Origin of the sequence: Pseudomonas sp. NFACC25 (genome assembly GCF_900100935.1) — a bacterium.
Taxonomy (GTDB): domain Bacteria; phylum Pseudomonadota; class Gammaproteobacteria; order Pseudomonadales; family Pseudomonadaceae; genus Aquipseudomonas; species Aquipseudomonas marginalis.
In genome coordinates this window covers 656,430-678,502 of sequence record NZ_FMUC01000003.1, presented here as the reverse complement: position 1 = coordinate 678,502, position 22,073 = coordinate 656,430, and the positions used below count along the sequence as shown (strand labels likewise).

Below are 22,073 nucleotides of genomic sequence, written 5' to 3'. Positions count from 1 at the left end.
AGAGAGTGCTCCATGCCTTCATCGACCGCCCCGATTGCCCGTAAAGCCCCAGGCCAGGACCCGTACGCCTGGCTGCAAGAGCGCGACAGCGTTGAGGTCCTTGATTACCTGAAGGCCGAAAATGCCTTCCAGGAAGCCCGGCTCGCCGACCAGCAGGCCCTGCGCGAAACCCTGTTCGAGGAGATCAAGGGCCGCATCCTCGAAACCGACCTGTCCCTGCCCTCCCCCTGGGGCCCGTACCTGTATTACACGCGCACCACCGCCGGTGACGAATACGCCCGCCACTACCGCTGCCGCCGCCCGGCCGACGACGGCAACCAGGTGGACGACAGCAGCGAAGAGCTGTTGCTGGACCCGAACGTGCTGGCCAACGGCGGCTTCTTTTCCCTCGGCGCATTCAGCATCAGCCCCGACCACCAGCGCCTGGCCTACAGCCTAGATACCAGTGGCGAAGAGATCTACACCCTGTTCGTGAAGGAATTGGCCACGGGCAAAGTCAGCGAACTGGAGTTCCAGGATTGCGACGGCAGCATGACCTGGGCCAATGACAGCCTGACCCTGTTCTTCGGCGAGCTGGACGACACCCACCGCCCGCACAAGCTGTATCGCTACCGCCTGGATGGCACGGCGGCGCAGGAAGTGTTCCATGAGCCCGACGGGCGTTTCTTCCTGCATTGCTACCGTTCCAGCTCCGAGCGCCAGTTGCTGCTCTCGCTCGGCAGCAAGACCACCAGCGAGGTCTGGGCGCTGGATGCCGACCAGCCGCACCTGGACTTCACCTGCCTGGCGCCACGGGTCGAGGACCATGAATACGATGTCGACCACGGCCAACTGAACGGCGCGTGGACCTGGTTTATCCGCAGCAACCGTGACGGCATCAACTACGCCCTGTTTGTGGCGACCGACATTGGCGACGTGCCGACCGAGGATGAGTGGCAGAACCTGATCCCCCACAGCGATGACGTGATGCTCGACGGCGTCAGCCTGAACACCGGCGCCATGACCCTGAGCCTGCGCATCGGCGGCCTGCCGGTGATCGAAGTGCACCCCCAGGGCTTGCCGGCGTATCGCGTGGAGCTGCCCGACGCCGCCTACAGCCTCTACGTGCAAAACAGCCTGGAATTCGTCAGCGACAAGATCCGCCTGCGCTATGAAGCCCTGAACCGCCCGGCCCAGGTGCGCCAGCTGGAACTGGCCAGCGGCGCCCAGCAGGTGCTCAAGGAAACCCCGGTGCTCGGCGTGTTCAATGCCGATGACTACGTCAGCCAGCGCCTGTGGGCCACCTCCGCCGATGGCACCCAGGTGCCGATCAGCCTGGTGATCAAGCGCGACCAGCTCGGCAAGCCGACACCCTTGTACCTGTATGGCTACGGCGCCTATGGCTCAAGCCTCGACCCGTGGTTCTCCCATGCACGCCTGAGCCTGCTGGACCGTGGTGTGGCCTTCGCCATTGCGCATGTGCGCGGCGGTGGCGAACTGGGTGAAGCCTGGTATCGCAATGGCAAGCAGGAACACAAGCAGAACACCTTCAGCGACTTTATCGCGTGTGCCGAACACCTGATCGCCGAGGGCCTGACCACCTCCAGGCAACTGGTCATCAGCGGCGGCAGTGCCGGCGGCCTGTTGATCGGCGCGGTGCTCAACCAGCGTCCGGAGTTGTTCCAGGCGGCGATTGCAGAAGTGCCGTTTGTCGACGTACTCAACACCATGCTCGACCCGGAATTGCCGCTGACCATCACCGAGTACGACGAGTGGGGCAACCCCGAAGAGCCTGCGGTGTATGAACGCATCAAGGCCTACGCGCCGTACGAAAACGTCAGCGCCCAGGCCTACCCGGCCACGCTGGTGATCGCCGGCTACAACGACAGCCGCGTGCAGTACTGGGAAGCGGCCAAGTGGGTGGCCAAGTTGCGCGCGACCAAGACGGACGACAACCTGCTGTTGCTCAAGACCGAACTGGGTGCCGGCCATGGCGGGATGAGCGGTCGCTACCAGGGATTACGTGACGTAGCACTCGAATATGCATTTGTGTTCAAGGCGCTGGGGCTGGTTTAAGGAACTTAGCGGGGCGGTCCTGTCTGAACATTCAGACCGCCTCCTGATTGATGGACCAAGATTGCAGCCATGGCACTACCGACGCTAATGAATACCGAAATCCGCGACATGCTCATGGACTGCGGCCTGTTCGACCCGTTGTTGCCGGAAGACTTCTACGTCGCCGCCGGCTACTTCAATATCAGCAGCATTGCCGAGGGCGAGGTGATTTTCCTCGAGGGCGATGCCGGCACCTTCATGTGCATCATCCACAGCGGCCAGGTGGCGGTGCAGAAAACCAACCACACCGGCCAGCGCCTGACCATTGCCACCCTGCGCAGCGGCCGGGCCTTTGGGGAGATGGCCGTGCTTGACGGCGAGCGGCGCTCCGCCAGTTGCGTGGCCGCCAGCGACTGCGTGTTGTTGAACCTGGGCAAGGACGCCCTGGAAAAGATGCTCAATGAAACGCCGCGTGTGGCGGCGAAGATCATCCGCGCAATCGCCATCGCGTTGTCCAAGCGCCTGCGCATGGCCGATGGGCAATTACTCTCCCAACAGTTTTAACCGCCGGGGGTCTTCGGCTTGCTGTCGTTCTGCTGCAAGCCGGGCACCGTCTGATCCTTCGGCGGTGTCGGCAATACGATGGGCACCAACGGCGGTGAGCCGTTCGTCTTCGGCACGGCCGGCGGGGTGATCTGCGGATACAGCGTCGGCGTCGGCGTGCCCGGTGCGCCGGGGCTAGGTGCCGGCGCCACCGGTACGGTTTGCAACTCCTGAGCCTGCGCCGCACCCAATGCGAGCGCGCTCAACACAATGACCGTTAGAATGCTGCACTTCATCGATGGCTCCATGGCCTGACCGGAATGTCGTAAGGCTACTCCCAACCGCGCAAGAATGCCCTTCCCAATGAGATTTCCATGAAACGTTTCGTTCTGCTGGACACCACACCGATCCCCGACAACGGCGGTGCCTTGTGCCTGTTCGAATACGGTGAAGACTTTGTCATCAAGATCCAGGGCGGTGACGGCGGCCAGTTGATGAACACGCGCATGCACGGCTCCGAAGACGCGCTGGCGGAAATCCCTTGCCGCAAGGTCGCGGGGCGCCCGGGCTCACGGGTACTGATCGGTGGGTTGGGCATGGGCTTCACCCTGGCCTCGGCGCTCAAGCACCTGGGCAAGAGCGCCGAAGTGGTGGTGGCGGAACTGGTGCCCGGCGTCGTGGAGTGGAACCGGGGGCCCCTGGGGGAAAAGTCCGGTCGCCCACTGCTGGACCCACGCACGGTGATCCGCATGGAAGACGTGGCCAAGGTGCTGCAGGCCGAGCCCCAGGGCTTTGACGCGATCATGCTCGACGTCGACAACGGCCCCGAAGGCCTGACGCAGAAGGCCAACAGCTGGCTCTATTCCGCCGGTGGCCTGGCTGCCTGCGCCAAGGCCCTGCGGCCCAAGGGCGTGCTGGCGGTGTGGTCCGCCAGCGCCGACAAACTGTTCAGCGACAAACTGCGCAAGGCCGGTTTCAAGGCCGAGGAAGTGCAGGTGTTTGCCCATGGCAACAAGGGCACCCGGCACACCATCTGGATTGCGGAGAAGCTCAAGGGCTGAGCACGCTTCCCAAGACGCCCTCCTCCCACATGTTGATCCCTGTCAGTCGTGGGATTTGCGGTAGTCGATCACGTACGGCACTTTTTTGTCGAAGGTCTTCTCCAGCTCATCGCGGTCCAGCCGGGTCATGCCGCCCAGTTGATGGGCGGTGAAACCGCTGTCACCCACCTGTGAGCCCGGCGCCAGGCCGACCATGCGCTTGGCGACCGCTTCGATAGCGTCCTTGTAGCCGCCTTTCTTGTTCAGGTTGTACTGGCCCAGATCAATCTGCGTGCGCAGCCAGTTACCCCAATAGAACTCCAGGAACTCCGGTGCGATCTCGCCGCCATCCGGCTTGCCATAGGCGGCCTTGCGGGTGAAATACACCAGGCTGCGGAAGGTGTCGTCCTGCAGGTTCTTGAAGCCCAGGTGCGCCGGCAGTTGTTCCGGCGGCAGGGCCTGGCCCTGGTTGTCCTTGAGCCAGACCTTGCGGGCCGCTTCCATGCGCTGCCAGAAGCTCGCCATGTTCGGGCTGTTGCTGAAGTCGTCGGTGACCTTGACCCACATCTTCAAGCGCGGGCCGCCACCGGGCACTTCCCACAAGGTGGTGAAACTGTGGTGACCGTCCGTCAGGTACAGCTGGCCGGCAGGGCCGACCACCACGGTTTTCATGTCCTCGGGATGGGTGCCCACCGGGTCCTTGCAGGTGAAGCTGTCGGGCTGGTGCAGGTCAGCCTTGTCGGGCACCTTGCCGGCCTCACCCTGGCCGTTGGTTTCGCAGTATTCATCGAAGACCTTGGCGGGTTTATCGGCGAACAGGCCCAGGCTGTAGTAGATCTGGTCGAAGCCCACCACCGCCTGGGTCGGATGCAACTGTTCAAGGGCAACCTCGATCACCTGCCCGGGCTGGGGCGTCGAGAACGCCTGGGCCTGAAGGGTAACGACACACAGCAGCAGTGCAACAGTCCATGAAAGCAGACGCATGTTTTTCAGATCCTTATGAGTAAAGTAAATCGATCCCAGCGGTCATTTGCGACGCAAGCGGCTAGAATCAACGCTATCCGTGACCACCAAACAGCCAGGAGCCATGATGAGCTCGACCAACCCGCCCTCCCACACCGCCAAGCTGGACCGCATCCTTGCCGATGCCCAGCGCGACCGGGAAATGGGCTACCGCGACAAAGCCCTGAAGATGTACCCCCACGTGTGCGGCCGCTGCGCCCGTGAGTTCGCCGGCAAGCGCTTGAGCGAACTCACCGTACACCACCGTAACCACAATCATGATGACAATCCCCAGGATGGCTCGAACTGGGAGTTGCTGTGCCTGTACTGCCACGACAACGAACACTCGCGCTACACCGACCAGCAGTACTTCGGCGAAGGCTCCACCAGCAGCCCGACGATCGCCAAGGCCACGCATAACCCGTTTGCGGCGTTGGCGGGGTTGATGAAGAAAGACGACTGAAGAGTGTCGTCGCCTGTCCTGGCCTCATCGGGAGCAAGCCCCCTCCCACATTTTGAGTCGTGAACACTTTCAAATGTGGGAGGGGGCTTGCTCCCGATAGCGTTAGCCCAAGCAATACACCACCTTCAGGCCGTATAATCGCCGCTTTTCTCCAAGGCACCCTTCCCCGTGGGCAATAAACGCTACAGCTGCATCGGTCTGTATAACCCCAAATCCCCCGAAAACGTTGGCTCGGTCATGCGTGCCGCCGGCTGCTACGGCGTGGCCTCGGTGTTCTACACCGGCGTGCGCTACGAGCGCGCCCGGGACTTCGTCACCGACACCAAGAAGGTCCACCACGACATTCCGCTGATCGGCATCGATGACCTGAAGAAGATCCTGCCCCTGGGCTGCATCCCGGTCGCCGTGGAGCTGGTGGACGGTGCCCGCCCGCTGCCCGAATACACTCACCCCGACCGCGCGCTGTATATCTTCGGCCCTGAAGACGGGTCCCTGGATAAAGACATCCGCGACTGGTGCGAAGACGTCGTGTACATCCCCACCACCGGCTGCATGAACCTGGCCGCCACCGTCAACGTGGTGCTCTACGACCGCATGGCCAAGGGCAACAACACCCGCTCGGGCCCCAAGTACTGATCTTTTGGGAACATCCGGCGCCTGCGCGCAGTCAGCTGCATACACTTGACCTTGTTGGAGACAGATCATGAGCGACAGCACAACCTTGCGACCTATCATCGAACACACCCCCTTCCAGAATCAGCCCACCCAGAACGTGCACGGCTGGGAGCGCATCGGCTCAGTGGCCGGTGGCGTGATGATGGTGGGCAAAGGCCTGCGCCGTGGCGGGATTTTCGGCCTGATTCAGGTGGCGATCGGCGGCGTGGCCCTGGCGCGCGGCTTTACCGGGCACAGCGCGCTTAAAGACAAGCTGGAACAGGGCCGCCAGGAAATGAACAGCGTGCGCACGAAGATCGAACGTGCCGGTGCAGAGCTGAAAAACCTGAAGACCAAGGCGGAAGTGGCGGCTGAGAAGGCGGTTAAAACCACTGGTTAGATTCAAGTGTGGGAGGGGCTTGCCCTCTCCCACTTTTTTGTATGGCGAAGACTCAGCGTAACAACTTGCTGTCGAGCACCACCGACGACTCGCCGATGATGCTCTCCGCCAACTGCACGAACTCCGCAGTGGTGATGCTGTTGGCGCGCATCACCGCCTGCGCGAGGTCATCCAGGGAGCGCTTGTTGTGAGTCTTTACGCGGATCTCGCGATCCAGCTCCTGCAACACCACCACCGCCCGTGACACCGTCGCACCGCTGACGTGGTCGCCGCGCAGGCTGGTCACGTCCTTGCCATCCCTGGCCAAGCGCGCCTGTATCGCCTGATAGCGCTCATCGGTCACCCCACCGGCACGGCGCACCAGCTCAATGGCGTAGTACTCCGCCAGCCCCTCGCTGATCCAGTCACTGGTGTCGTGGTCGTTGAAGCGGCCAATCGCCTGCACCACTTCACGGATCAACGGGCTGCTGCCGTTCTCGCTGACCAGCGGCGTGCGGCTGTTGAGGTAGATCGAGTCGCGCGCCGAGACCGCACCACGGCGCATCGGATCGCTGGCGCCCACCACCAGCAGCTTGGCCGGATGACGTGGGAACGCCGCTTCCACCTGCGGCCAGACAAAGGTCAGCAGGGTCAGCACATCCATCCGCCGCATGGCTTGCCCCTTGGGCGAGGCGATGGTCACTTCGGTCTCGCCCAGGCGCACGCGGCGGCTGCCCAGGGTGCCGGCGAGCATCCAGCCGGTGGGCCGGTCAAACAGGCGCGAGACGTTGTCGATGCGGAACTTATTCTTGCCGATGCGCGGCCAGGCGGTTTCGATGCTTTTCCAGCCGGCCGGCAGTTCGAACACCAGGCGCGAGACCAGTTCGACACCGTCCTGCTGGTCGAGGCGTGCGGGCGGCACCAGGTCCTCGCCGCGAAACAGCGCCCAGCTCGGGGTCATCCGCGCTTCGTAAATACCCGGTTTGCGCGCGTGGCTCAGGCGCACCCGATAGGTCAGGCTGGCCTTGTTGGCGCTGGGTTGCCACAGGCCACGGTGGTCATTGACGCTCCACTGGCCATCGGCCTTGAAGTCGCTGTAGTCGCCGGTGCGGCCCAGGTCGAAGTTCAGGCTGCGCACCGCCGAACCCTGGGACAGGCTCACCCGCACCTCGGCCTGCTCGCTCTGGGGCAGCAGCTTGACGTGATAATCCAGATCGACTTTCTTCGCGCACCACGCAGGCATGCTCAACGCCAGCAACACCAGGCTTGCCGCCAGCTTGGTTCCCGCCCTCATACACACTCCTTGCTCAGCCCGCGCGGAAGATCAGGTAATCCTCCCAGTCGTCCTCGGGCACGCTGCCTTCGCTGAGCATGCGCCCGGACTGGGAAATGCGTTCGTGGTGCACGGCATCGCGGTCGCCGCAGACCAGGTGGTGCCACAACGGCAGGTCCTTGCGCTCGCTGACCAGGCGGTAGCCGCAGGTGGGCGGCAGCCATTTGAACTGGTCGGCCTGGCCCGGGGTGAGCTGGATGCAGTCGGGTACCGAGGCGCGGCGGTTGGGGTAGTCGGTGCACTGGCAGGTTTTCAGGTCCAGCAGCTTGCAGGCGATGCGCGTGTAATAGACGCTGTTGTCGTCTTCATCCTCAAGCTTTTGCAGGCAGCACAGGCCACAGCCGTCGCACAACGACTCCCACTCCTCCTGGTCGAGGTGTTCAAGGGTTTTGCGTATCCAGAAAGGTTCGACTTTGGCGGCCATGGCTCTACATCGGTATCGGTAGGTGAAAAGGCCGCCAGTCTAGTGCCCAAGGCCCCTGGGGCCAAGCGCTTACGACTGTCGGTATGACAAGACTTGTCAGTCTAGCGGGGGCGCAGTAGCTTTGAGCGCCGAATTGACGATCAGGAGCTGCCCATGACACGCGTTGCCGATTACCCGATCCATACCCAGTTCACCGAACGCTGGTCGCCCCGTGCCTTTACCGGCGAGAGCATCCCGCAGGAAACCCTGCTGAGCTTCTTCGAAGCCGCACGCTGGGCACCGTCGGCCTACAACTCGCAGCCTTGGCGTTTTCTCTACGCACGCCGTGATACGCCGGACTGGGAGCGCTTCCTGGGCCTGCTGAATGAATTCAACCGTGGTTGGGCACAGCATGCGTCGGCCCTGGTGATCATTGCCTCGAAAACCGACTTCATCGCCCCCGGCGCCACGGAAGAAACCCCGGCACTGTGGCACACCTTCGACACCGGCTCGGCCTGGGGCCACCTGGCGCTGCAAGCCAGCCTCAGCGGCTGGCACACCCACGGCATGGCCGGCTTCGATCAGGAGCTGACCCGCAAGGAGCTGAAGATTCCACAGGGGTATGCGCTGCATGCCGCCGTTGCGGTGGGCAAGCTGGGCGACAAATCGACCTTGCCGGAGTACCTGCAAGGCCGTGAAGCGCCAAGCCCGCGCAAGCCGCTGAGCGAGCTGGTGTCAGAAGGTGATTTCAGCCTCTGAAACTGACGCAATCTCAAAATGTGGGAGGGGGCTTGCACCCTCCCACATTTTCTCCCAGCGCCGCCTCAGTAACCGCGCTCGAAATCCACTTCCCCACGCAAGGCTTGCTTGGCCTGGTACGCGCGCAGGTTTTCCAGGAACAACTCCACCATCATCGGCGGCGAGGTCGGCGCGGAGCTGTGCCCGGTCAACAGCAGGCCCCAGGCGGTCCAGAACGGGTGGCGCTGCGGCAACGGTTCCTGGCGGCACACGTCGATTACCGCGCCGGCCAGGTGCCCTTCCTTCAGGGCTTCGACCAGATCGGCATCCACCACCGCCACACCGCGCCCGACGTTGATGAACAAACCGGTCGGCTTGAACTGCTTGAACAGCGCTGCGTCGTACAGGTCGTGGGTATTCGGTGTGTTGGGCAGCAGGTTGATCACGTAGTCCACCTCCCCCACCAACCGGCCCAGTTGGTCGAGGCCGGCCACTTCGATAAACGGCGCTTGTTCCCGCGCAGTGCTGGCGATGCCGTACAACTTGACGCCGAACGGCACGAGAAACTCGGCGACACGCTGGCCGATGTCACCGGTACCCACGATCAACGCCTTGCGCCCCGCCAGGCTCTGGCCGGTGCGGCTGTCCCACTTGCGCTCGACCTGGCTGACCAGTCGCGCCAGTACTTCGCGCTCGTGGCCCAGCATGTAGGTGAGGACAAATTCGGCCATGACCTGGCCATAAATACCGACGGCGCGGGTCAGGCGATAATCGCGGGGCAAGCCTTCGGCCAGCAGCGGCGTAATGCCGGCCCAGGTCGATTGCAGCCACTGCGGCTGGTGGCCCTGGCGCAACAGCGTCGCCAACAGGTCCGGCTGGCCCAGCCATACCGGGCAATCGGCGGCCAGGCGCGACAGTTCGGCCGAGTCGCCGCTGGTGAGCACCTCCAGGTCCGGCGCCGCGTCATTGAGCAATTGGGCGTAGAGCGGGTGATCCTGTTCAGCAATCAGAACACGCATGGTTCAAACCTTTCAAAAACAGTGCAGACGGCCGCCCGCTTCCCTACGGCCACCGCCCACTAATACGATTCCATTGAAACCTGTGCCCCGGGCGAGGCACTGCCCGATCACATCGGGTCGTTGCGACGCAGCAGCTCTTCGGGCAGGTGCTCGATGTACTCGTCCTCGGCCGGCGGCATTTGCAAGTGATAGCCCTGCTTGTCGAGGTTTTCCAGCACCACCACGATGTCCTCGCGCGACAGTTTGCGCTCCGGCGTCAGCACCATGTCGAAGGCGTGGTGCGGTTTGCCGAACGCCGCCATCAAGGGCTCCGGCACGCGCTCCAGGGCGTCGCTTTTGAGCACGTAGAGGTACATGCCGTCTTTTTTCAGGCTGCGATAGATGGAGCAAATACGTTTCAAGGCTGTTCTCCGGCAGTGGCCAGGCTGTCGAGCAGCGCCTGGCCCATCAACTCGCGGCGCCAGCCACGCAGCGAGTCTGGCAATTGGTAAGGCCCATCGGGGTAGCCACTTTTAACCAGGGCTTCGAGGGTTTTCTTGCGCAGCATCAGTTCCGGCGCCATCTCCAGGCGCTCGGCGAATGTCTGGCCGAGGGCGCGCAGTTGCTTGATCAGCGTGGCGGCGTCCACCGGCAGCGGTTCGGCCACGGCCGGCGGCCATTGGTCCATGGGCACGCTGCCGGCACGCTTGATCAGGTCCAGCAGGAACTGGCCATCCTGGCGCACGGTACGCGGGTGCATGTCTTCGATCTTGCCCAGGGCGGCGAGGTTGTCCGGCTGGGATTTGGCCAGGGGCCACAGCGAGTGTTCGCGAATGATGCGGTTGCGCGGCAGGTCACGGGCGCGGGCTTGCTGCTCGCGCCAGGCGCAGAGTTCACGCAATACGGCGAGCTGGGCACGGGAGAGTTTCCACGCCAGCTTGGCGTCACGGTAGACCTCGTACGGGTCGACTTCGCGGCGCAGGTTGGCAACCAGTTCGGCGCCGTCTTCCAGGACCCAGGCGTATTTATCATCCGACAAGCGCGGGCGCAGGCGAATGTAGACCTCGGCCAGGTGCACGGCGTCTTCGGCGGCGTAGCTCACCTGGGTCTCGGACAATGGCCGCTGCAGCCAGTCCGAGCGGGTCTCGCCCTTGGGCAACTCGATATCGAGCACGGCTTGCACCAGGCGCGAGTAGCCCATGGAGAAGCCGAGGTTCAGGTAGGCGGCGGCCAATTGGGTGTCGAACAACGGCACCGGCAGGCTGCCGGTCAGGCGCAGCAACACCTCAAGGTCTTCGCTGCAGGCGTGCACCACCTTGATCACCGCCGGGTTCTCCAGCAACGCGGCCAGGGGTTGCCAGTTGTCGATGGTCAGGGGATCGATCAGGTAAGCGCGTACGCCATCACCGATCTGGATCAGCCCGGCAATGGGATAAAAGGTGTCGACCCGCATGAATTCGGTGTCGAGGGCGACGAATGGCAACTGCTGCCATTCGGCGCAATGCTGGCCGAGGCTATCGTTGTCGCAGATCCAGTGAATATCGATGGCCACACGGCTCTCCCTTGAAGAATGGCGCGCAGTATATATCGCGAACGGGGCTAGCGAGCATCCGCAGTGCACAGGCAACCATGAAAACTCAGACAGGAGATGAAGAATAGTCCGACAAGAGGGAGTTATCCTTTCTTACGAAGAACGTAGGCCCGCCACAGGCTGGAGCCGGGCATGAATTCCTGCTGACTCAAGACCTTGAACCCGGCCTGGCGAAATTCCTCTTCCACAGCGGTACGCGAGGGTACCGACACAATCACCGTGTCGCGGCTGACCCGGTGAAACTCGCGCAGCAACGCCATGCGCCCTTCGCTGCTGGGCACATGACGAAACAACTCCAGGCAGAAAATGCAATCCACCGCATTCGCCGACAAACCGATGGAAAACGCCGAGCCCTGGAAGGTCTTGACGCGCTTGAGCAATGACGCCGGATGGTGGCTACGGGCGTGGTCGAGCATGTCCTGGGAATTGTCCGAGGCCAGGATCACCCGGTTGACGTGCTCGGCCAACACCGGCCAGAAGCGCCCCGAGCCGCAGGCCAGGTCCAGGATCAGCCCCGGCTCGCCAGCGACCTTGAGCGCCTGGCGCACCAACCACTCGTCGCGCCATGACGCCAGGCGCTGGCGCAGACCGGGCGGGCGCGTGTCACCGCAGACCCTGGCGTGCTCAAGGCCACAGCGTTCGGCGTATTCGATCTCGATGGAAGAAGGAGGTTGTGGCGACATCGCAGGCTCATGTGACTGAAACGGTGGTGAACGACCTTGATTCGCAGCTTAACCACTGCAACGTGAAAAAAAGGTCGAAGCCCTCACCGCCGTAAAAACCATCACGCCTGATGCAGATACCAACGCCAGTCCTGCTCACCCACCTCGCCCATGAACTGGCGGTATTCAGCATGCTTCACGGCCAGGTACACGCCCAGGAACTCGCTGCCGAACGCCTTTCGCGCCCAATCGGAACCTTCCAACGCGCGCAGGGTGGTGAGCCAATCGGTGGGCAGCAACGCCTTGGCCTGGGCGTAGCCGTTGCCTTCCACCGGGGCGCCGGGGTCCCGTTGTTCGCGAAGGCCACGGTGGATGCCCGCCAGGATCGCGGCCGCCGCCAGGTAAGGGTTGGCATCGGCGCCGCAAATGCGGTGTTCGATATGCCGGGAATGGGCCGGACCACCCGGCACCCGCAGGCTGACGGTGCGGTTGTCCACGCCCCAGGTGGCGGCCAGCGGCGCATAGCTGTTGGTTTGGAAACGGCGATAGGAGTTGGCGTTGGGGCAGAACATCAGCAGTGAATCGAGCAGGGTGCTGAGCATGCCCCCCACGGCGTGGCGCAGCAGTGGCGTGCCGTCGGCGGCTTCACTGGCGAACAGGTTATTGCCCTCCGCGTCGGCCAGGCTGATGTGCATATGCATGCCGGTGCCCGCCAGGTCATCGAACGGCTTGGCCATGAAGCACGCAGCCATGCCGTGCTTGTGCGCCACGCCCTTGACCAGGCGCTTGTAGCGCACCGCTTCGTCCATGGCTTGCAGGGCGTCGGCGCGGTGTTCCAGGGTGATTTCCACCTGGCCCGGGGCGTATTCGGAGATCGCCGTGCGCGCCGGAATGCCTTGCAGTTTGCAGGCGCTGTAAAGGTCGGCGAGGAACGGTTCGATCTGCTCCAGCTCACGCAGGCCGTAGACCTGGGTTGCGCGTGGACGCCCGCCGTCCACGTCCCGCGCCGGTTGCGGGCGGCCATTGCTGTCGCGCTTCTGGTCGAGCAAGTAGAACTCCAGCTCCGCCGCCATTACCGGGTAATAACCGTCGGCGTTCAGGCCTTCGATTACCTTGGCCAGCAAATGCCGGGGGTCGGCCACGGTGGCGGGCAGGCCTTCGGTGGGGTGCATGCTGACCTGCACCGCAGCGGTCGGGATCAGCCGCCATGGCATGCGCTGCAAACTGCCGCTGATCGGGTAGGCGCGGCAGTCGATATCGCCCACCTCCCACACCAGCCCGGAATTCTCCACATCGTCGCCATTGATGGTCAGGCCGAGGATGGTGCTGGGCAGCGGACGGCCGCTTTCATACACCGCCAGCAATTCGTCGCGGTGCAGCAACTTGCCGCGCGGCACGCCGTTGTTGTCGAGGATAAACAGCTCGAACATCTCGATATCCGGATGCTGTTCAAGGAAGGCGTGGGCTTCGTGCAGGCTGGCAAAAATACTCATGGGGGTTTCTCTTACGTTTGTTTCAGGCAGGCGCGCACAAGGGTGCGTCATCCGTGGGGTAAATCAGCGTAGGAGAAGGGAGTCTGGCGGGCGCGCGTGGCGGCAGTGGAACAGGGCCCAGAAGGCGAGCTCGGAGGGCAGTGTCGCAGGGTGAGTGTCGGAAGAGCCGCCCATGGGTGGATCACAATGATAGAGATGCCCCCAGCGTCACACGCCCGCATAGGTGTTTAAATTCAGGGTTGATGGAGTTTGGTTGCGACTTGGCTAAACATTCAACGCCCCTTGCTACCTGGCCTTGCTGCTGGAAATAATGACCGCCCCCGAGCATGCCCCAAGGACCCGACCGCATGAAAACAACGATAACCCTGTGCGTACTGGCAAGCCTGGCCACCTCCGCCCTGGCCGACACCGCCCCCTCGCGCCTTGACCAGGTGCTTGAGCGCGGCACCCTCAGCGTCTGCACCACCGGCGACTACAAGCCCTACACCTCGTTGCGCGCCGATGGCGGCTATGAAGGCATCGACATTGCCATGGCCGAGTCCCTGGCCAAGAGCCTCAATGCCAGGATCCAGTGGGTGCCCACCACCTGGAAAACCCTGATGCCGGACTTCCTCGCCCAGCGCTGCGACATCGCCGTGGGCGGGATTTCGGTGTCCCTGGAACGCCAGAAAAAAGCCTTCTTCAGCCAGTCCCTCGGGGTCGACGGCAAGATCCCGCTGGTGCGTTGCGCCGACGTCAAGCGCTACCAGACCGTGGAGCAGATCAACCAGCCCCAGGTGCGCGTGATCGAACCGGCGGGCGGCACCAACGAAGTTTTCGCTCGCGCCCACCTGGGCCAGGCGCAAATCCGCCTGCACGACAACGTGACCATCTTCGACGAACTGCTGGCCGGCAAGGCCGACGTGATGATCACCGACGCCAGCGAAGCGCGTTACCAGCAGAAGCAAAAGCCCGGGTTGTGCGCGGTCAACCCGGAGCGGCAGATGCAGTACAGCGAAAAAGCCTTCCTGCTGCCCCGCGATGATGTGGCGTGGAAGAGCTATGTCGACCAGTGGTTGCACCTGAGCGTGGCCACCGGCGTCTACGACGGCATCGTCAGCCAATGGTTGGCGGCGCCCTGAGCCAGAGCCGTCTACGCTGTGCTCATATCAATAAGAACGAGGGACGGGACATGAAGGGACTGCTCCGCATCACCTGGCTGCTGCTGTTGTGTTTCAGCCAGGTACACGCCGCGACCACTCAGGACGAGGACGCCCAGGCCGCCAAGGCCCTGCTGGAAAAAGCCCTGGCCTACTACCAGAGCAACGGCGACAAGGCGCTCGCCGTGTTCAGCCGCCAAGGCGAGTTTGTCGACCATGACCGCTACGTATTCGTGGTCGACACCCAGGGCGTGCTGCTGGCCAGCGGCGGGCCCTCCTCCGCCTTGATCGGCCGGGATGTGTCCGAGGTACTCGGGCCAGAGTTGCGCCAGTCATTCAAGGACGCGCTCAAGGTGCCGGAAGGCCAGGGTATCCAACAGGCCGACTACCGCTGGCAGAACTGGAACGACGGCAAGGTCGAGCACAAGCATGTGTTTTACCAGCGCGTCGGCGAGCGCATCCTGGCCGTGGGTTATTACCTGCCCCGCGCCACCCCGGAACAGGCCCGGGCCCTGCGCAACAAGGCGGTGAACGCATTGCTGAAGGATGAAGCCGGCACACTCAAGGCCATCAACTCATTGCAGGGCGGTTTCCTGCAGGATGACCTCTATGTGTTTGTCGTGGACTTGAACACCCAGCGCTACGTGGCCCATGGCACCAACCTGCGCCTGATCAACACCGACTTCAGCAAGATCAAGGACCCCGACGGCAAGCCGGTGGGCGAGCCGATCCTCAAGCTGATGGCCGAGCAGGACCAGGGGGAATACAAGTACCGTTGGAAAAACCCGGTGACGGATAAGGTCGAGAACAAGCATGCGTATGTGCGCAAGGCCGGGCATTTCATGGTTGCGGTGGGTTACTACAGCCCCTGATCTGAACTGGAATGCATTCAAATGTGGGAGGGGGTAAGCCCCTCTCACATCAAATCTCTATTGTGTCAGTCAGCGGGTTTTGTCTTCCCGCCCGCGCAGCACGCGATTGGGCATCGCGATCGCCGCCGCCAACCCCAGCAGCGACACCCCCGCACTCACCAGCAGCAAATGCCTGAACGTCACCCCCAGCTCCCCGCGCAGGGCATCCTGCGCCGGGCCTGGCGCGGCGTTCAGGCCGTCGAGCAGCACGTTGCCGGAACCGCCTTCGACCACCAGCGCACCGCTGGCCAGGTGGGCGAAGCTGGAGTCCTGCAACAACGCCAGCAGCAACGCCGACATGCACGCCACCCCCACCGCGCCGCCCAGGGAGCGGAACAGGTTGGTGGTGCTGGTAGCAACGCCGATGTCCCGTTGCTGCACCGAGTTCTGCGCCCCCACGAGGGAGGTGGGGAACTGCATGCCGGCGGCGATCCCGCACAGCAACATGCACACGCCGGTCAGCAGCATATCCTGGGGCGCACTGTAGGCCATGCCCAGGATCGCCAGCGGGCTCAACAGCGCGCCGCTTAGGATCATCGGTTTGTAACGCCCGGTCACCGAGGTCATGCGCCCGGCGCAATAGGCGCCGATGGGCAGGCCCATCGCCAGGGGCAGCAAATGCAAGGCGGCGCTGTCGGCACCGCCGCCGGTCACTGTCTGAAAGCGCAAGGGCATCAGCACCGTCAGGGAAATCGCCTGGAAGCTGGTGAAGAAAATCGTGCACCAGCACAGCACCGCGCTGCGGTTGGCAAACAGGTGCATCGGCAGCAAGGGCTCGCGGGCGCGGCGCTCGTGCCAGACGAACAGGGTCAATGCCACCAGGGCACAGGCCAGCAGCCCCAGCACCTGGCTGTCACGCCAATGATGGCCCTGGCCGATTTCGGTGATGCCCAACAGCAAGGCGGTGAGACCGATGATCATCAGCACGGTGCCGAGGTAATCGATGATCGGCTTGCGTTGCGGTGCCGGCAGCCCCACCAGGGTGCGATGGGCCACGTACCAGGCACCGGCGCCCAACGGCAGGTTGATCAGGAACACCCAACGCCAGGATAAATACTCGGTCATGTAGCCGCCCAACACCGGCCCGGCCACGCTGGCCACCGCGTACATACTGCTGAAATAGCCCTGATAGCGCCCGCGCTCACGGGGCGGGATGATGTCGCCGATGATCGCCTGGCTCACCGAGATCATCCCGCCGGCGCCGATGCCCTGCAGCACCCGCGCCAGCACCAGTTGCTCCATGCTCTGGGCCATGCCGCAGAACAACGAAGCGACGGTGAACAGGCCCATGCCGATCAGCATCATCGGCCGCCGCCCGTAAAGGTCGCCGAGCTTGCCGTAGATCGGCACCGCCACCGTCATCGCCACCATATAACCGGAGATGACCCAGGCCAGCAGGTTGACGTCGTGGAATTGCGCGGAGATGGCGGGCATGGACACCGCGACAATGGTCTGGTCCAGGGCACCGAGGAAGATCGCCATCATCAACGAGGCGAGAATACTGCGCACCGCGGGGAGCGGTGGCGCGGGCTGATTGAGCTGAGTCACGGCAGAACCTTCGAGCAAGGCCCGCGGGAAAAGGCGGCCCGCGGGAATGCTCGATACGATAGCAGGCTATTCGATAGGCTCGTAAGGAAGTCCGACGTAATTTTCCGCAATGGTCTGGCGCCCGGCTTCGGAGTGGATGAAGTACTCCAGCTCGCTCTGGGCAATGCGCTGGCTGAATCCGTCGGACTCAGGGAATTGATGCAACATCGAGGTCATCCACCAGGAAAACCGTTCGGCCTTCCACACCCGGCGCAGGCAGATGGCGGAATAGCGTTCGAGCAAGTCCACGCGCCCCTCGCCATACACCTTGAGCAAAATCCGGAACAAGGTGCTCACGTCGCTTGCCGCCAGGTTCAAGCCCTTGGCCCCGGTGGGCGGCACGATATGGGCCGCATCGCCGAGCAGGAACAGGCGCCCGTACTGCATCGGTTCCACCACAAAACTGCGCAGGGGCGCGATGCTTTTTTCGATGGAGGGGCCGGTGACCAGCTGTTCAGCCAAGGCGCTGGGCAGCCGGGTTTTCAGTTCCGCCCAGAAGCGTTCGTCCGACCATTCATCCACGGGCTCCTCGGCCGGCACTTGCAGGTAATAGCGGCTGCGTGTCGGTGAACGCATGCTGCACAGCGCAAAGCCCCGTGGGTGCTTGGCGTACACCAGTTCCGCGTGCACCGGCGGGGTGTCGGCAAGGATACCCAGCCAACCGAAGGGGTAGACCCGCTCGAACACTTTCAGCGATTCAGCCGGGATCGACTGGCGCGCCACACCGTGGAACCCATCACAACCGGCGATGTAGTCGCACTCCAGGCGAAACGCCTGGCCCTGATGCTCGAACGTCAGCCAGGGTCGATCACTTTTAAGATCATGGGGCTGCACGTCGCGCGCTTCATACAGGGTGGTGGCGCCAGCGGCGGCGCGGGCGGCCATCAGGTCGCGGGTGACTTCGGTCTGGCCGTAGATCATCACCGATTGGCCGCCGGTCAGCGCCTTGAGGTCGATGTGGGTCAGTTGGCCGTCCAGCGCCAGCTCGAAGCCATCATGCACCAGGCCTTCGGCATCCATGCGCTGGCTCACGCCCGCCTCGCGCAGCAGGTTGACCATGCCTTGTTCCAGCACCCCGGCGCGGATGCGGCCTTGTACGTAGTCGGCACTCTGGCGCTCCAGGATCAGGGTCTGGATACCGGCGTTGTGCAACAGCTGGCCGAGCAAGAGTCCGGAGGGACCGGCGCCGATAATGGCGACTTGGGTTTTCAGGGTTTTCATTATTTTTATCGCCCGCAAGTTCCACCCGAACGGATCGAGTGAAAGAGTTGTCATTGATCTTGTGGCTGACAGTTTTCACTTGAGTGCGCAGTATAAGAAGGTGAAAACTGCGACAAAACCTGCGCTTTTTGCCAATTTGGGCGATTACCGCACCACTGTCCTGAGTATCGGATTGAAACCATGACCAACACCGCGATTCCGGTCTTCAAGCTTTACGGAGAAAGCCAGCAATGGCCGACCCCCGATTTGTTGCACTGCGAAACCATTTCCCGGCGCAGTCGGGAATACCAGTGGGAAATCCAGCCCCACCGGCACGCGGATCTGTGCCAATTGCTGTACGTGCACAAAGGCCAGGCCGAGTTGGAAATCGAAGGCCTGCGCACCACCCTCAAAGAAGCCACGCTGCAGGTATTGCCGCCGTTGTGCGTGCATGGGTTTCGCTTTGCCGAAGATGTGGAAGGCTATGTAGTCACCCTGGCGGCACCGCTGGTCAGCCACTTGCAAGCCCAACTGGGCGCAACGGCAGGCGGTTTGCAGACCCTGGGCAGCTACCCGGCGGGCAAGGACAGTGATTACCTCAACAGCCAGTTCGCCCGCCTGCAGGACGAATACGCCGACGACCAACCGGCCCGGGACATGCTGATGCATGCGCTGGTCAGTGTGCTGCTGGTGTGGATCAGCCGCCAGGCCATCCAGCGTCGCCACCCGCGCGCGCCAAGGGGCCGCGAGTATTTCCGGCGCTTTACGCAATTGGTTGAACAGCACTATCGGGAACACCCGAAGATTGAGGATCTGGCCCACAAACTGGGTATCTCGGTCTCGCACCTGAATGGGACGTGTCGGGAACTGGGCGGGCAGCCTGCCTTGCAGATCATGCATGACCGTCAATTACTCGAGGCCAAACGCCTGCTGACCTACACCAGCATGACCATCAACGAAATGTCGGAAGTACTGGGTTTTTCCGACCCGACCAACTTCTCTCGGCTGTTCCGCCGACGGGTCGGGTTCTCACCCAAGGCGTTTCGCGAACAACTCAAGGCCGAACAGCCGCCTACCTGAGTGCACTGAAACTGCCGGTGTGGGGAACGCATTGGTCCTGATGGCAGCTGATCGCAAAGGTCGGCTGCATCCGGGTCTGCTCCACGCGGTAGGCGGCGGTGCCATACAGCCCGGTCGCCAGGGCGCAGAGGAAGAAAATCATCAGGTATTTGCGGGTTTTAATGCTCATGGCACAGACCTCTGAGCGGATCTACAGGGTGCTGTTTAAAGCATAGGTCAACCAGGGCGAGTTGCCATTATTGGGCGACATTCAACAGGGTTATGTCGCCTTAGAGCCCCCTATCCCACACCGGCTGCTCGGGGAACCTCACCACCAGGAAATCCAGCAGGCTGCGCAACGCCGATGGCATGTGTTTGCGCGACGCATAGACCGCGTAGATGTTCATCTGCCGGGGTTCGGCCTCGGGTAGCAGACGTACCAGTTCACCACGGCGAATGTGATCGCCGGCCTGGTAGCTGGGCAGCATCGCCACACCCGCGCCGGCCAGCGTCACGCGTAACAACGTACTGGCTTCGTTAGCGGTGATATTGCCGTGCACCGGCACCGACACGTGCTCGCCGTGCTCCTCGAAATGCCACAGGCTTTTGCCGAAGTACGAATGGGTCAGGCAGTTGTGCCGGGCCAGGTCCTCGACTTTCTGCGGCGCCGGGTGCTCCAACAGGTAGGCCGGGGTTGCGCACACCACGGAGCGACAGACCGTCAGGCGCCGGGCGATCAGGTTGGGGTCCAGGTCGTTGCTGGTGCGGATGGCCAGGTCGATGCGCTCATCCACCAGGTTCACCGTGCGGTCGAGCATTTGCAGGTCAATGGTCACCAAGGGGTAGCGCTTGACGTACTCGGCAATGGCCTCGGCCAATTGCGCCTGGCCGAACGAGGTGCTGACACTCAGGCGCAACAGGCCACGGGGCGCATTATCAGGCTCACTGACGGCGGCCTGCATATCGCCGCACAACTCCAGGAGTTGCCGACAGCGTGGCAGGGTTTCGCCACCGGCCGCCGTAAGGCTGAGTTTGCGCGTGGTGCGGTGCAACAGGCGCGCGCCGACCCAGTCTTCCAACTCGGCCAGGTAACGCGACACCACCGGGCGCGACAGGTCCAGATGATCGGCGGCGGCGGACTGGCTGCCCAGGTCCACCACCGTGACAAACACGCGCATTGCTTGAAGACGATCCATGATTTGCCCGATTTCAGAAACAAACTATGTCCCAGCATCGCATTTTTAGTTCGGTTTAGTGCAACTAAGCTCTGTGCATCCTTTGAATCCACTGCTGGAGCTGCCCGATGTTCTCAACCCTCAAGCGCTTGACCTTCACCGCTGCCTTGGCGTTTGCCGGCCATGCAGCGGCGGCCGACCTGACCCTGGATGTCTACAACCCAGGCGAGGCGGCGATCTTCCCGGTCAGCTCGGTGCTGGTCAGCGGCGCCAAAGACGCGATCCTCGTGGACGCACAATTCGGCCAAGGCCAGGCCGAGCAACTGGTGCAGAAGATCCGCGCCAGCGGCAAACACCTGACCACCATCTACATCAGCCACGGCGACCCGGATTACTACTTCGGCCTCGACACCCTGACGGCCGCGTTCCCCGACGCCAAGGTCCTGGCACCGCAACCGGTGGTCGACCATATCAACGCCACCGTGGCCGGCAAACTTGAGTTCTGGGGCCCGAAAATGGGTGCCGACAAACCGGGCAAAACCATCGTGCCCCAGGTGCTGCAAGGCCACAGCCTGACCCTTGAAGGGCAGCAACTGGAGGTGATCGGCCTGGATGGCCCGCAGCCGGACCGCAGCTTCGTGTGGATCCCGTCGATCAAGGCCGTGGTCGGGGGTGTGGTGGTCGCGCAAAACATTCACCTGTGGATGGCCGACACCCAAAGCGCGCAATCCCATAAAGACTGGCTTGCGACCCTGCAACGCATCGAACAGCTGAAACCTCGCACGGTGATTCCGGGCCACTACCTGGGCACGCCATCGCCGCAATCCGTGGCCTTTACTGCCGACTACATCAAGGCCTTCGACGTAGAAACCGCCAAGGCCAAGGACGCCGCCGCCCTGATCGCGGCCATGAAAAAGCGCTACCCCACCCTCGCCGACGAAAGCTCGCTGGAACTCAGCGCCAAAGTCGCCAAGGGCGAAATGAAGTGGTGAATGGCTTTAAACCCTGACCGTACTGGAGAACATCATGAGCAAGATCGCAATCATTGGGGCCACTGGCCGTGCCGGCAGCCAATTGCTGGAAGAAGCCCTGCGTCGTGGGCATAGCGTGGTGGCTATCGCGCGTAACACCGACAAGCTGGCCGTACGCCCCGGCGTCACCGTCAAGCAGGTTGATGCACTGGATGCCAATGCCCTGGAACAAGCCATCAGCGGCAGCGATGTGGTGATCAGCGCGGCACATTTCGCCACGCTGCCCGCCAGCGCTGTGATCGGCCCGGTGAAAAAAGCCGGGGTGAAACGCCTGCTGGTGGTGGGTGGCGCCGGTTCGTTGCTGCTGCCCGGTGGCGAGCGGGTGATCGACAGCGCGGGCTTCCCTGCCGACTACAAGGCCGAAGCCAGTGCAGGCGCCGAGTTTCTTGACGTGCTGCGTCAGGAAAAGGACCTGGATTGGACGTTCCTGTCGCCGTCGGCCTTGTTCGATGGCACCGAACGCACCGGTAAATTCCGCCTGGGCCAGGATGATTTGCTGGTGAGCAGTGACGGTACCAGCTCGATCAGCTTTGCCGACTACGCCATCGCCATGCTCGATGAAGTGGAAGCACCGAAGCACTCGCGCCAGCGCTTCACCGTCGGCTACTGACACCTGTGAGAGGGGGCTTGCCCCCTCC

General features: G+C 62.9%; 25 protein-coding genes. 12 read left to right on the top strand and 13 right to left on the bottom strand.

Annotated elements, in window-relative coordinates; genetic code table 11:
* Nucleotides 1-12: 12 nt before the first annotated feature.
* Both BLQ09_RS10925 and BLQ09_RS10920 read left to right on the top strand, forming a co-directional pair.
* On the top strand, nucleotides 13-2,055 hold the full coding sequence (locus tag BLQ09_RS10925; protein WP_092356632.1) for a S9 family peptidase: 2,043 nt from the start codon (nucleotides 13-15) through the stop codon (nucleotides 2,053-2,055).
* 69 nt (nucleotides 2,056-2,124) lie between these two features.
* Nucleotides 2,125-2,598 (top strand): cyclic nucleotide-binding domain-containing protein, encoded by a 474-nt coding sequence (locus BLQ09_RS10920; RefSeq protein WP_027604267.1) that lies wholly within the window; start codon nucleotides 2,125-2,127, stop codon nucleotides 2,596-2,598.
* On the opposite strand, the gene BLQ09_RS10915 is transcribed toward BLQ09_RS10920, so the two are convergent.
* Nucleotides 2,595-2,873 (bottom strand): hypothetical protein, encoded by a 279-nt coding sequence (locus BLQ09_RS10915; protein ID WP_027604268.1) that lies wholly within the window; start codon nucleotides 2,871-2,873, stop codon nucleotides 2,595-2,597. The two genes, BLQ09_RS10920 and BLQ09_RS10915, sit on opposite strands and share 4 nt — an antisense overlap.
* Before the next feature lie 78 nt (nucleotides 2,874-2,951).
* Between BLQ09_RS10915 and BLQ09_RS10910 the strand changes: the two genes are divergently transcribed.
* Nucleotides 2,952-3,638 (top strand): spermidine synthase, encoded by a 687-nt coding sequence (locus BLQ09_RS10910; protein WP_065929156.1) that lies wholly within the window; start codon nucleotides 2,952-2,954, stop codon nucleotides 3,636-3,638.
* Nucleotides 3,639-3,680: 42 nt separating this feature from the next.
* On the opposite strand, the gene BLQ09_RS10905 is transcribed toward BLQ09_RS10910, so the two are convergent.
* Entirely contained in the window at nucleotides 3,681-4,601 is a 921-nt protein-coding gene (locus tag BLQ09_RS10905; RefSeq protein WP_092356629.1) for a ParB/Srx family N-terminal domain-containing protein, read from the bottom strand.
* A 106-nt stretch (nucleotides 4,602-4,707) separates the two neighbouring features.
* Here BLQ09_RS10905 and BLQ09_RS10900 point away from each other — a divergent pair, with 106 nt between their 5' ends.
* The 3 genes from BLQ09_RS10900 to BLQ09_RS10890 all read left to right on the top strand — a co-directional run bounded on the left by BLQ09_RS10900 (nucleotide 4,708) and on the right by BLQ09_RS10890 (nucleotide 6,136).
* Nucleotides 4,708-5,082 carry a YajD family HNH nuclease gene (locus tag BLQ09_RS10900; RefSeq protein WP_003210675.1) on the top strand — a complete coding sequence of 125 codons (375 nt, stop codon included), beginning with the start codon at nucleotides 4,708-4,710 and terminating at the stop codon, nucleotides 5,080-5,082.
* A 168-nt stretch (nucleotides 5,083-5,250) separates the two neighbouring features.
* Nucleotides 5,251-5,718 carry an RNA methyltransferase gene (locus tag BLQ09_RS10895; protein ID WP_027604271.1) on the top strand — a complete coding sequence of 156 codons (468 nt, stop codon included), beginning with the start codon at nucleotides 5,251-5,253 and terminating at the stop codon, nucleotides 5,716-5,718.
* Nucleotides 5,719-5,785: 67 nt separating this feature from the next.
* Nucleotides 5,786-6,136, top strand: a complete 351-nt coding sequence (locus BLQ09_RS10890; protein WP_027604272.1) for a YgaP family membrane protein — start codon at nucleotides 5,786-5,788, stop codon at nucleotides 6,134-6,136.
* Nucleotides 6,137-6,188: 52 nt separating this feature from the next.
* Here the strand turns inward: BLQ09_RS10890 and BLQ09_RS10885 are convergent, their stop codons facing one another.
* On the bottom strand, nucleotides 6,189-7,409 hold the full coding sequence (locus BLQ09_RS10885; RefSeq protein ID WP_027604273.1) for a hypothetical protein: 1,221 nt from the start codon (nucleotides 7,407-7,409) through the stop codon (nucleotides 6,189-6,191).
* A 13-nt stretch (nucleotides 7,410-7,422) separates the two neighbouring features.
* Nucleotides 7,423-7,872 (bottom strand): YcgN family cysteine cluster protein, encoded by a 450-nt coding sequence (locus BLQ09_RS10880; protein ID WP_003172524.1) that lies wholly within the window; start codon nucleotides 7,870-7,872, stop codon nucleotides 7,423-7,425.
* Between the two features lie 153 nt (nucleotides 7,873-8,025).
* Between BLQ09_RS10880 and BLQ09_RS10875 the strand changes: the two genes are divergently transcribed.
* Nucleotides 8,026-8,610, top strand: coding sequence for a nitroreductase family protein (locus BLQ09_RS10875; protein WP_027604274.1), 585 nt, complete (start codon nucleotides 8,026-8,028; stop codon nucleotides 8,608-8,610).
* A 65-nt stretch (nucleotides 8,611-8,675) separates the two neighbouring features.
* On the opposite strand, the gene BLQ09_RS10870 is transcribed toward BLQ09_RS10875, so the two are convergent.
* The 5 genes from BLQ09_RS10870 to BLQ09_RS10850 form a co-directional block, all read right to left on the bottom strand.
* Nucleotides 8,676-9,608 carry a D-2-hydroxyacid dehydrogenase gene (locus BLQ09_RS10870; protein ID WP_092356626.1) on the bottom strand — a complete coding sequence of 311 codons (933 nt, stop codon included), beginning with the start codon at nucleotides 9,606-9,608 and terminating at the stop codon, nucleotides 8,676-8,678.
* Between the two features lie 107 nt (nucleotides 9,609-9,715).
* The gene (locus BLQ09_RS10865; RefSeq protein WP_065938924.1) at nucleotides 9,716-10,009 is read right to left on the bottom strand and encodes a YcgL domain-containing protein; all 294 of its coding nucleotides are present in this window, start codon (nucleotides 10,007-10,009) and stop codon (nucleotides 9,716-9,718) included.
* Nucleotides 10,006-11,139: a ribonuclease D gene (gene rnd, locus BLQ09_RS10860; protein ID WP_065938923.1), complete on the bottom strand. Its 1,134-nt coding sequence runs from the start codon at nucleotides 11,137-11,139 to the stop codon at nucleotides 10,006-10,008. Before rnd ends, BLQ09_RS10865 begins: the two co-directional genes overlap by 4 nt.
* A gap of 122 nt (nucleotides 11,140-11,261) precedes the next feature.
* Nucleotides 11,262-11,861 carry a class I SAM-dependent methyltransferase gene (locus tag BLQ09_RS10855; RefSeq protein ID WP_092356623.1) on the bottom strand — a complete coding sequence of 200 codons (600 nt, stop codon included), beginning with the start codon at nucleotides 11,859-11,861 and terminating at the stop codon, nucleotides 11,262-11,264.
* Between the two features lie 101 nt (nucleotides 11,862-11,962).
* Nucleotides 11,963-13,333, bottom strand: a complete 1,371-nt coding sequence (locus BLQ09_RS10850; protein ID WP_092356620.1) for a glutamine synthetase family protein — start codon at nucleotides 13,331-13,333, stop codon at nucleotides 11,963-11,965.
* A gap of 347 nt (nucleotides 13,334-13,680) precedes the next feature.
* On the opposite strand from BLQ09_RS10850, the gene BLQ09_RS10845 reads away from it, so the two are divergent.
* Together BLQ09_RS10845 and BLQ09_RS10840 are read left to right on the top strand one after the other, a co-directional pair.
* Nucleotides 13,681-14,454, top strand: a complete 774-nt coding sequence (locus BLQ09_RS10845; protein WP_065947384.1) for a transporter substrate-binding domain-containing protein — start codon at nucleotides 13,681-13,683, stop codon at nucleotides 14,452-14,454.
* Between the two features lie 50 nt (nucleotides 14,455-14,504).
* Complete coding sequence (locus BLQ09_RS10840) at nucleotides 14,505-15,344, top strand: cache domain-containing protein (RefSeq protein WP_092356617.1); 840 nt, start codon at nucleotides 14,505-14,507, stop codon at nucleotides 15,342-15,344.
* 69 nt (nucleotides 15,345-15,413) lie between these two features.
* Here BLQ09_RS10840 and BLQ09_RS10835 read toward each other — a convergent pair whose 3' ends face one another.
* Entirely contained in the window at nucleotides 15,414-16,931 is a 1,518-nt protein-coding gene (locus BLQ09_RS10835) for an MDR family MFS transporter (RefSeq protein ID WP_051429325.1), read from the bottom strand.
* Between the two features lie 66 nt (nucleotides 16,932-16,997).
* On the bottom strand, nucleotides 16,998-18,182 hold the full coding sequence (pobA, locus tag BLQ09_RS10830; RefSeq protein WP_175472305.1) for a 4-hydroxybenzoate 3-monooxygenase: 1,185 nt from the start codon (nucleotides 18,180-18,182) through the stop codon (nucleotides 16,998-17,000).
* Between the two features lie 189 nt (nucleotides 18,183-18,371).
* On the opposite strand from pobA, the gene BLQ09_RS10825 reads away from it, so the two are divergent.
* Nucleotides 18,372-19,250, top strand: a complete 879-nt coding sequence (locus BLQ09_RS10825) for a helix-turn-helix domain-containing protein (protein ID WP_027604284.1) — start codon at nucleotides 18,372-18,374, stop codon at nucleotides 19,248-19,250.
* Here BLQ09_RS10825 and BLQ09_RS31250 read toward each other — a convergent pair.
* Entirely contained in the window at nucleotides 19,243-19,419 is a 177-nt protein-coding gene (locus BLQ09_RS31250; RefSeq protein WP_162844255.1) for a hypothetical protein, read from the bottom strand. The genes BLQ09_RS10825 and BLQ09_RS31250 overlap by 8 nt on opposite strands.
* A gap of 100 nt (nucleotides 19,420-19,519) precedes the next feature.
* Complete coding sequence (locus tag BLQ09_RS10820) at nucleotides 19,520-20,425, bottom strand: LysR family transcriptional regulator (RefSeq protein ID WP_027604285.1); 906 nt, start codon at nucleotides 20,423-20,425, stop codon at nucleotides 19,520-19,522.
* Between the two features lie 107 nt (nucleotides 20,426-20,532).
* On the opposite strand from BLQ09_RS10820, the gene BLQ09_RS10815 reads away from it, so the two are divergent.
* Nucleotides 20,533-21,396: an MBL fold metallo-hydrolase gene (locus BLQ09_RS10815; protein ID WP_092356614.1), complete on the top strand. Its 864-nt coding sequence runs from the start codon at nucleotides 20,533-20,535 to the stop codon at nucleotides 21,394-21,396.
* A gap of 34 nt (nucleotides 21,397-21,430) precedes the next feature.
* Nucleotides 21,431-22,045 carry an NAD(P)-dependent oxidoreductase gene (locus BLQ09_RS10810; RefSeq protein WP_092356611.1) on the top strand — a complete coding sequence of 205 codons (615 nt, stop codon included), beginning with the start codon at nucleotides 21,431-21,433 and terminating at the stop codon, nucleotides 22,043-22,045.
* Nucleotides 22,046-22,073 lie beyond the last annotated feature (28 nt).

Bases quoted from the DNA above. Each gene is read 5' to 3' on its own strand.
- BLQ09_RS10925 (WP_092356632.1), top strand. From the start codon at position 13: ATGCCTTCATCGACCGCCCCGATTGCCCGTAAAGCCCCAGGCCAGGAC.
- BLQ09_RS10920 (WP_027604267.1), top strand. From the start codon at position 2,125: ATGGCACTACCGACGCTAATGAATACCGAAATCCGCGACATGCTCATG.
- BLQ09_RS10915 (WP_027604268.1), bottom strand. From the start codon at position 2,873: ATGAAGTGCAGCATTCTAACGGTCATTGTGTTGAGCGCGCTCGCATTG.
- BLQ09_RS10910 (WP_065929156.1), top strand. From the start codon at position 2,952: ATGAAACGTTTCGTTCTGCTGGACACCACACCGATCCCCGACAACGGC.
- BLQ09_RS10905 (WP_092356629.1), bottom strand. From the start codon at position 4,601: ATGCGTCTGCTTTCATGGACTGTTGCACTGCTGCTGTGTGTCGTTACC.
- BLQ09_RS10900 (WP_003210675.1), top strand. From the start codon at position 4,708: ATGAGCTCGACCAACCCGCCCTCCCACACCGCCAAGCTGGACCGCATC.
- BLQ09_RS10890 (WP_027604272.1), top strand. From the start codon at position 5,786: ATGAGCGACAGCACAACCTTGCGACCTATCATCGAACACACCCCCTTC.
- BLQ09_RS10885 (WP_027604273.1), bottom strand. From the start codon at position 7,409: ATGAGGGCGGGAACCAAGCTGGCGGCAAGCCTGGTGTTGCTGGCGTTG.
- BLQ09_RS10880 (WP_003172524.1), bottom strand. From the start codon at position 7,872: ATGGCCGCCAAAGTCGAACCTTTCTGGATACGCAAAACCCTTGAACAC.
- BLQ09_RS10875 (WP_027604274.1), top strand. From the start codon at position 8,026: ATGACACGCGTTGCCGATTACCCGATCCATACCCAGTTCACCGAACGC.
- BLQ09_RS10870 (WP_092356626.1), bottom strand. From the start codon at position 9,608: ATGCGTGTTCTGATTGCTGAACAGGATCACCCGCTCTACGCCCAATTG.
- BLQ09_RS10855 (WP_092356623.1), bottom strand. From the start codon at position 11,861: ATGTCGCCACAACCTCCTTCTTCCATCGAGATCGAATACGCCGAACGC.
- BLQ09_RS10850 (WP_092356620.1), bottom strand. From the start codon at position 13,333: ATGAGTATTTTTGCCAGCCTGCACGAAGCCCACGCCTTCCTTGAACAG.
- BLQ09_RS10845 (WP_065947384.1), top strand. From the start codon at position 13,681: ATGAAAACAACGATAACCCTGTGCGTACTGGCAAGCCTGGCCACCTCC.
- BLQ09_RS10840 (WP_092356617.1), top strand. From the start codon at position 14,505: ATGAAGGGACTGCTCCGCATCACCTGGCTGCTGCTGTTGTGTTTCAGC.
- BLQ09_RS10825 (WP_027604284.1), top strand. From the start codon at position 18,372: ATGACCAACACCGCGATTCCGGTCTTCAAGCTTTACGGAGAAAGCCAG.
- BLQ09_RS31250 (WP_162844255.1), bottom strand. From the start codon at position 19,419: ATGAGCATTAAAACCCGCAAATACCTGATGATTTTCTTCCTCTGCGCC.
- BLQ09_RS10820 (WP_027604285.1), bottom strand. From the start codon at position 20,425: ATGGATCGTCTTCAAGCAATGCGCGTGTTTGTCACGGTGGTGGACCTG.
- BLQ09_RS10815 (WP_092356614.1), top strand. From the start codon at position 20,533: ATGTTCTCAACCCTCAAGCGCTTGACCTTCACCGCTGCCTTGGCGTTT.
- BLQ09_RS10810 (WP_092356611.1), top strand. From the start codon at position 21,431: ATGAGCAAGATCGCAATCATTGGGGCCACTGGCCGTGCCGGCAGCCAA.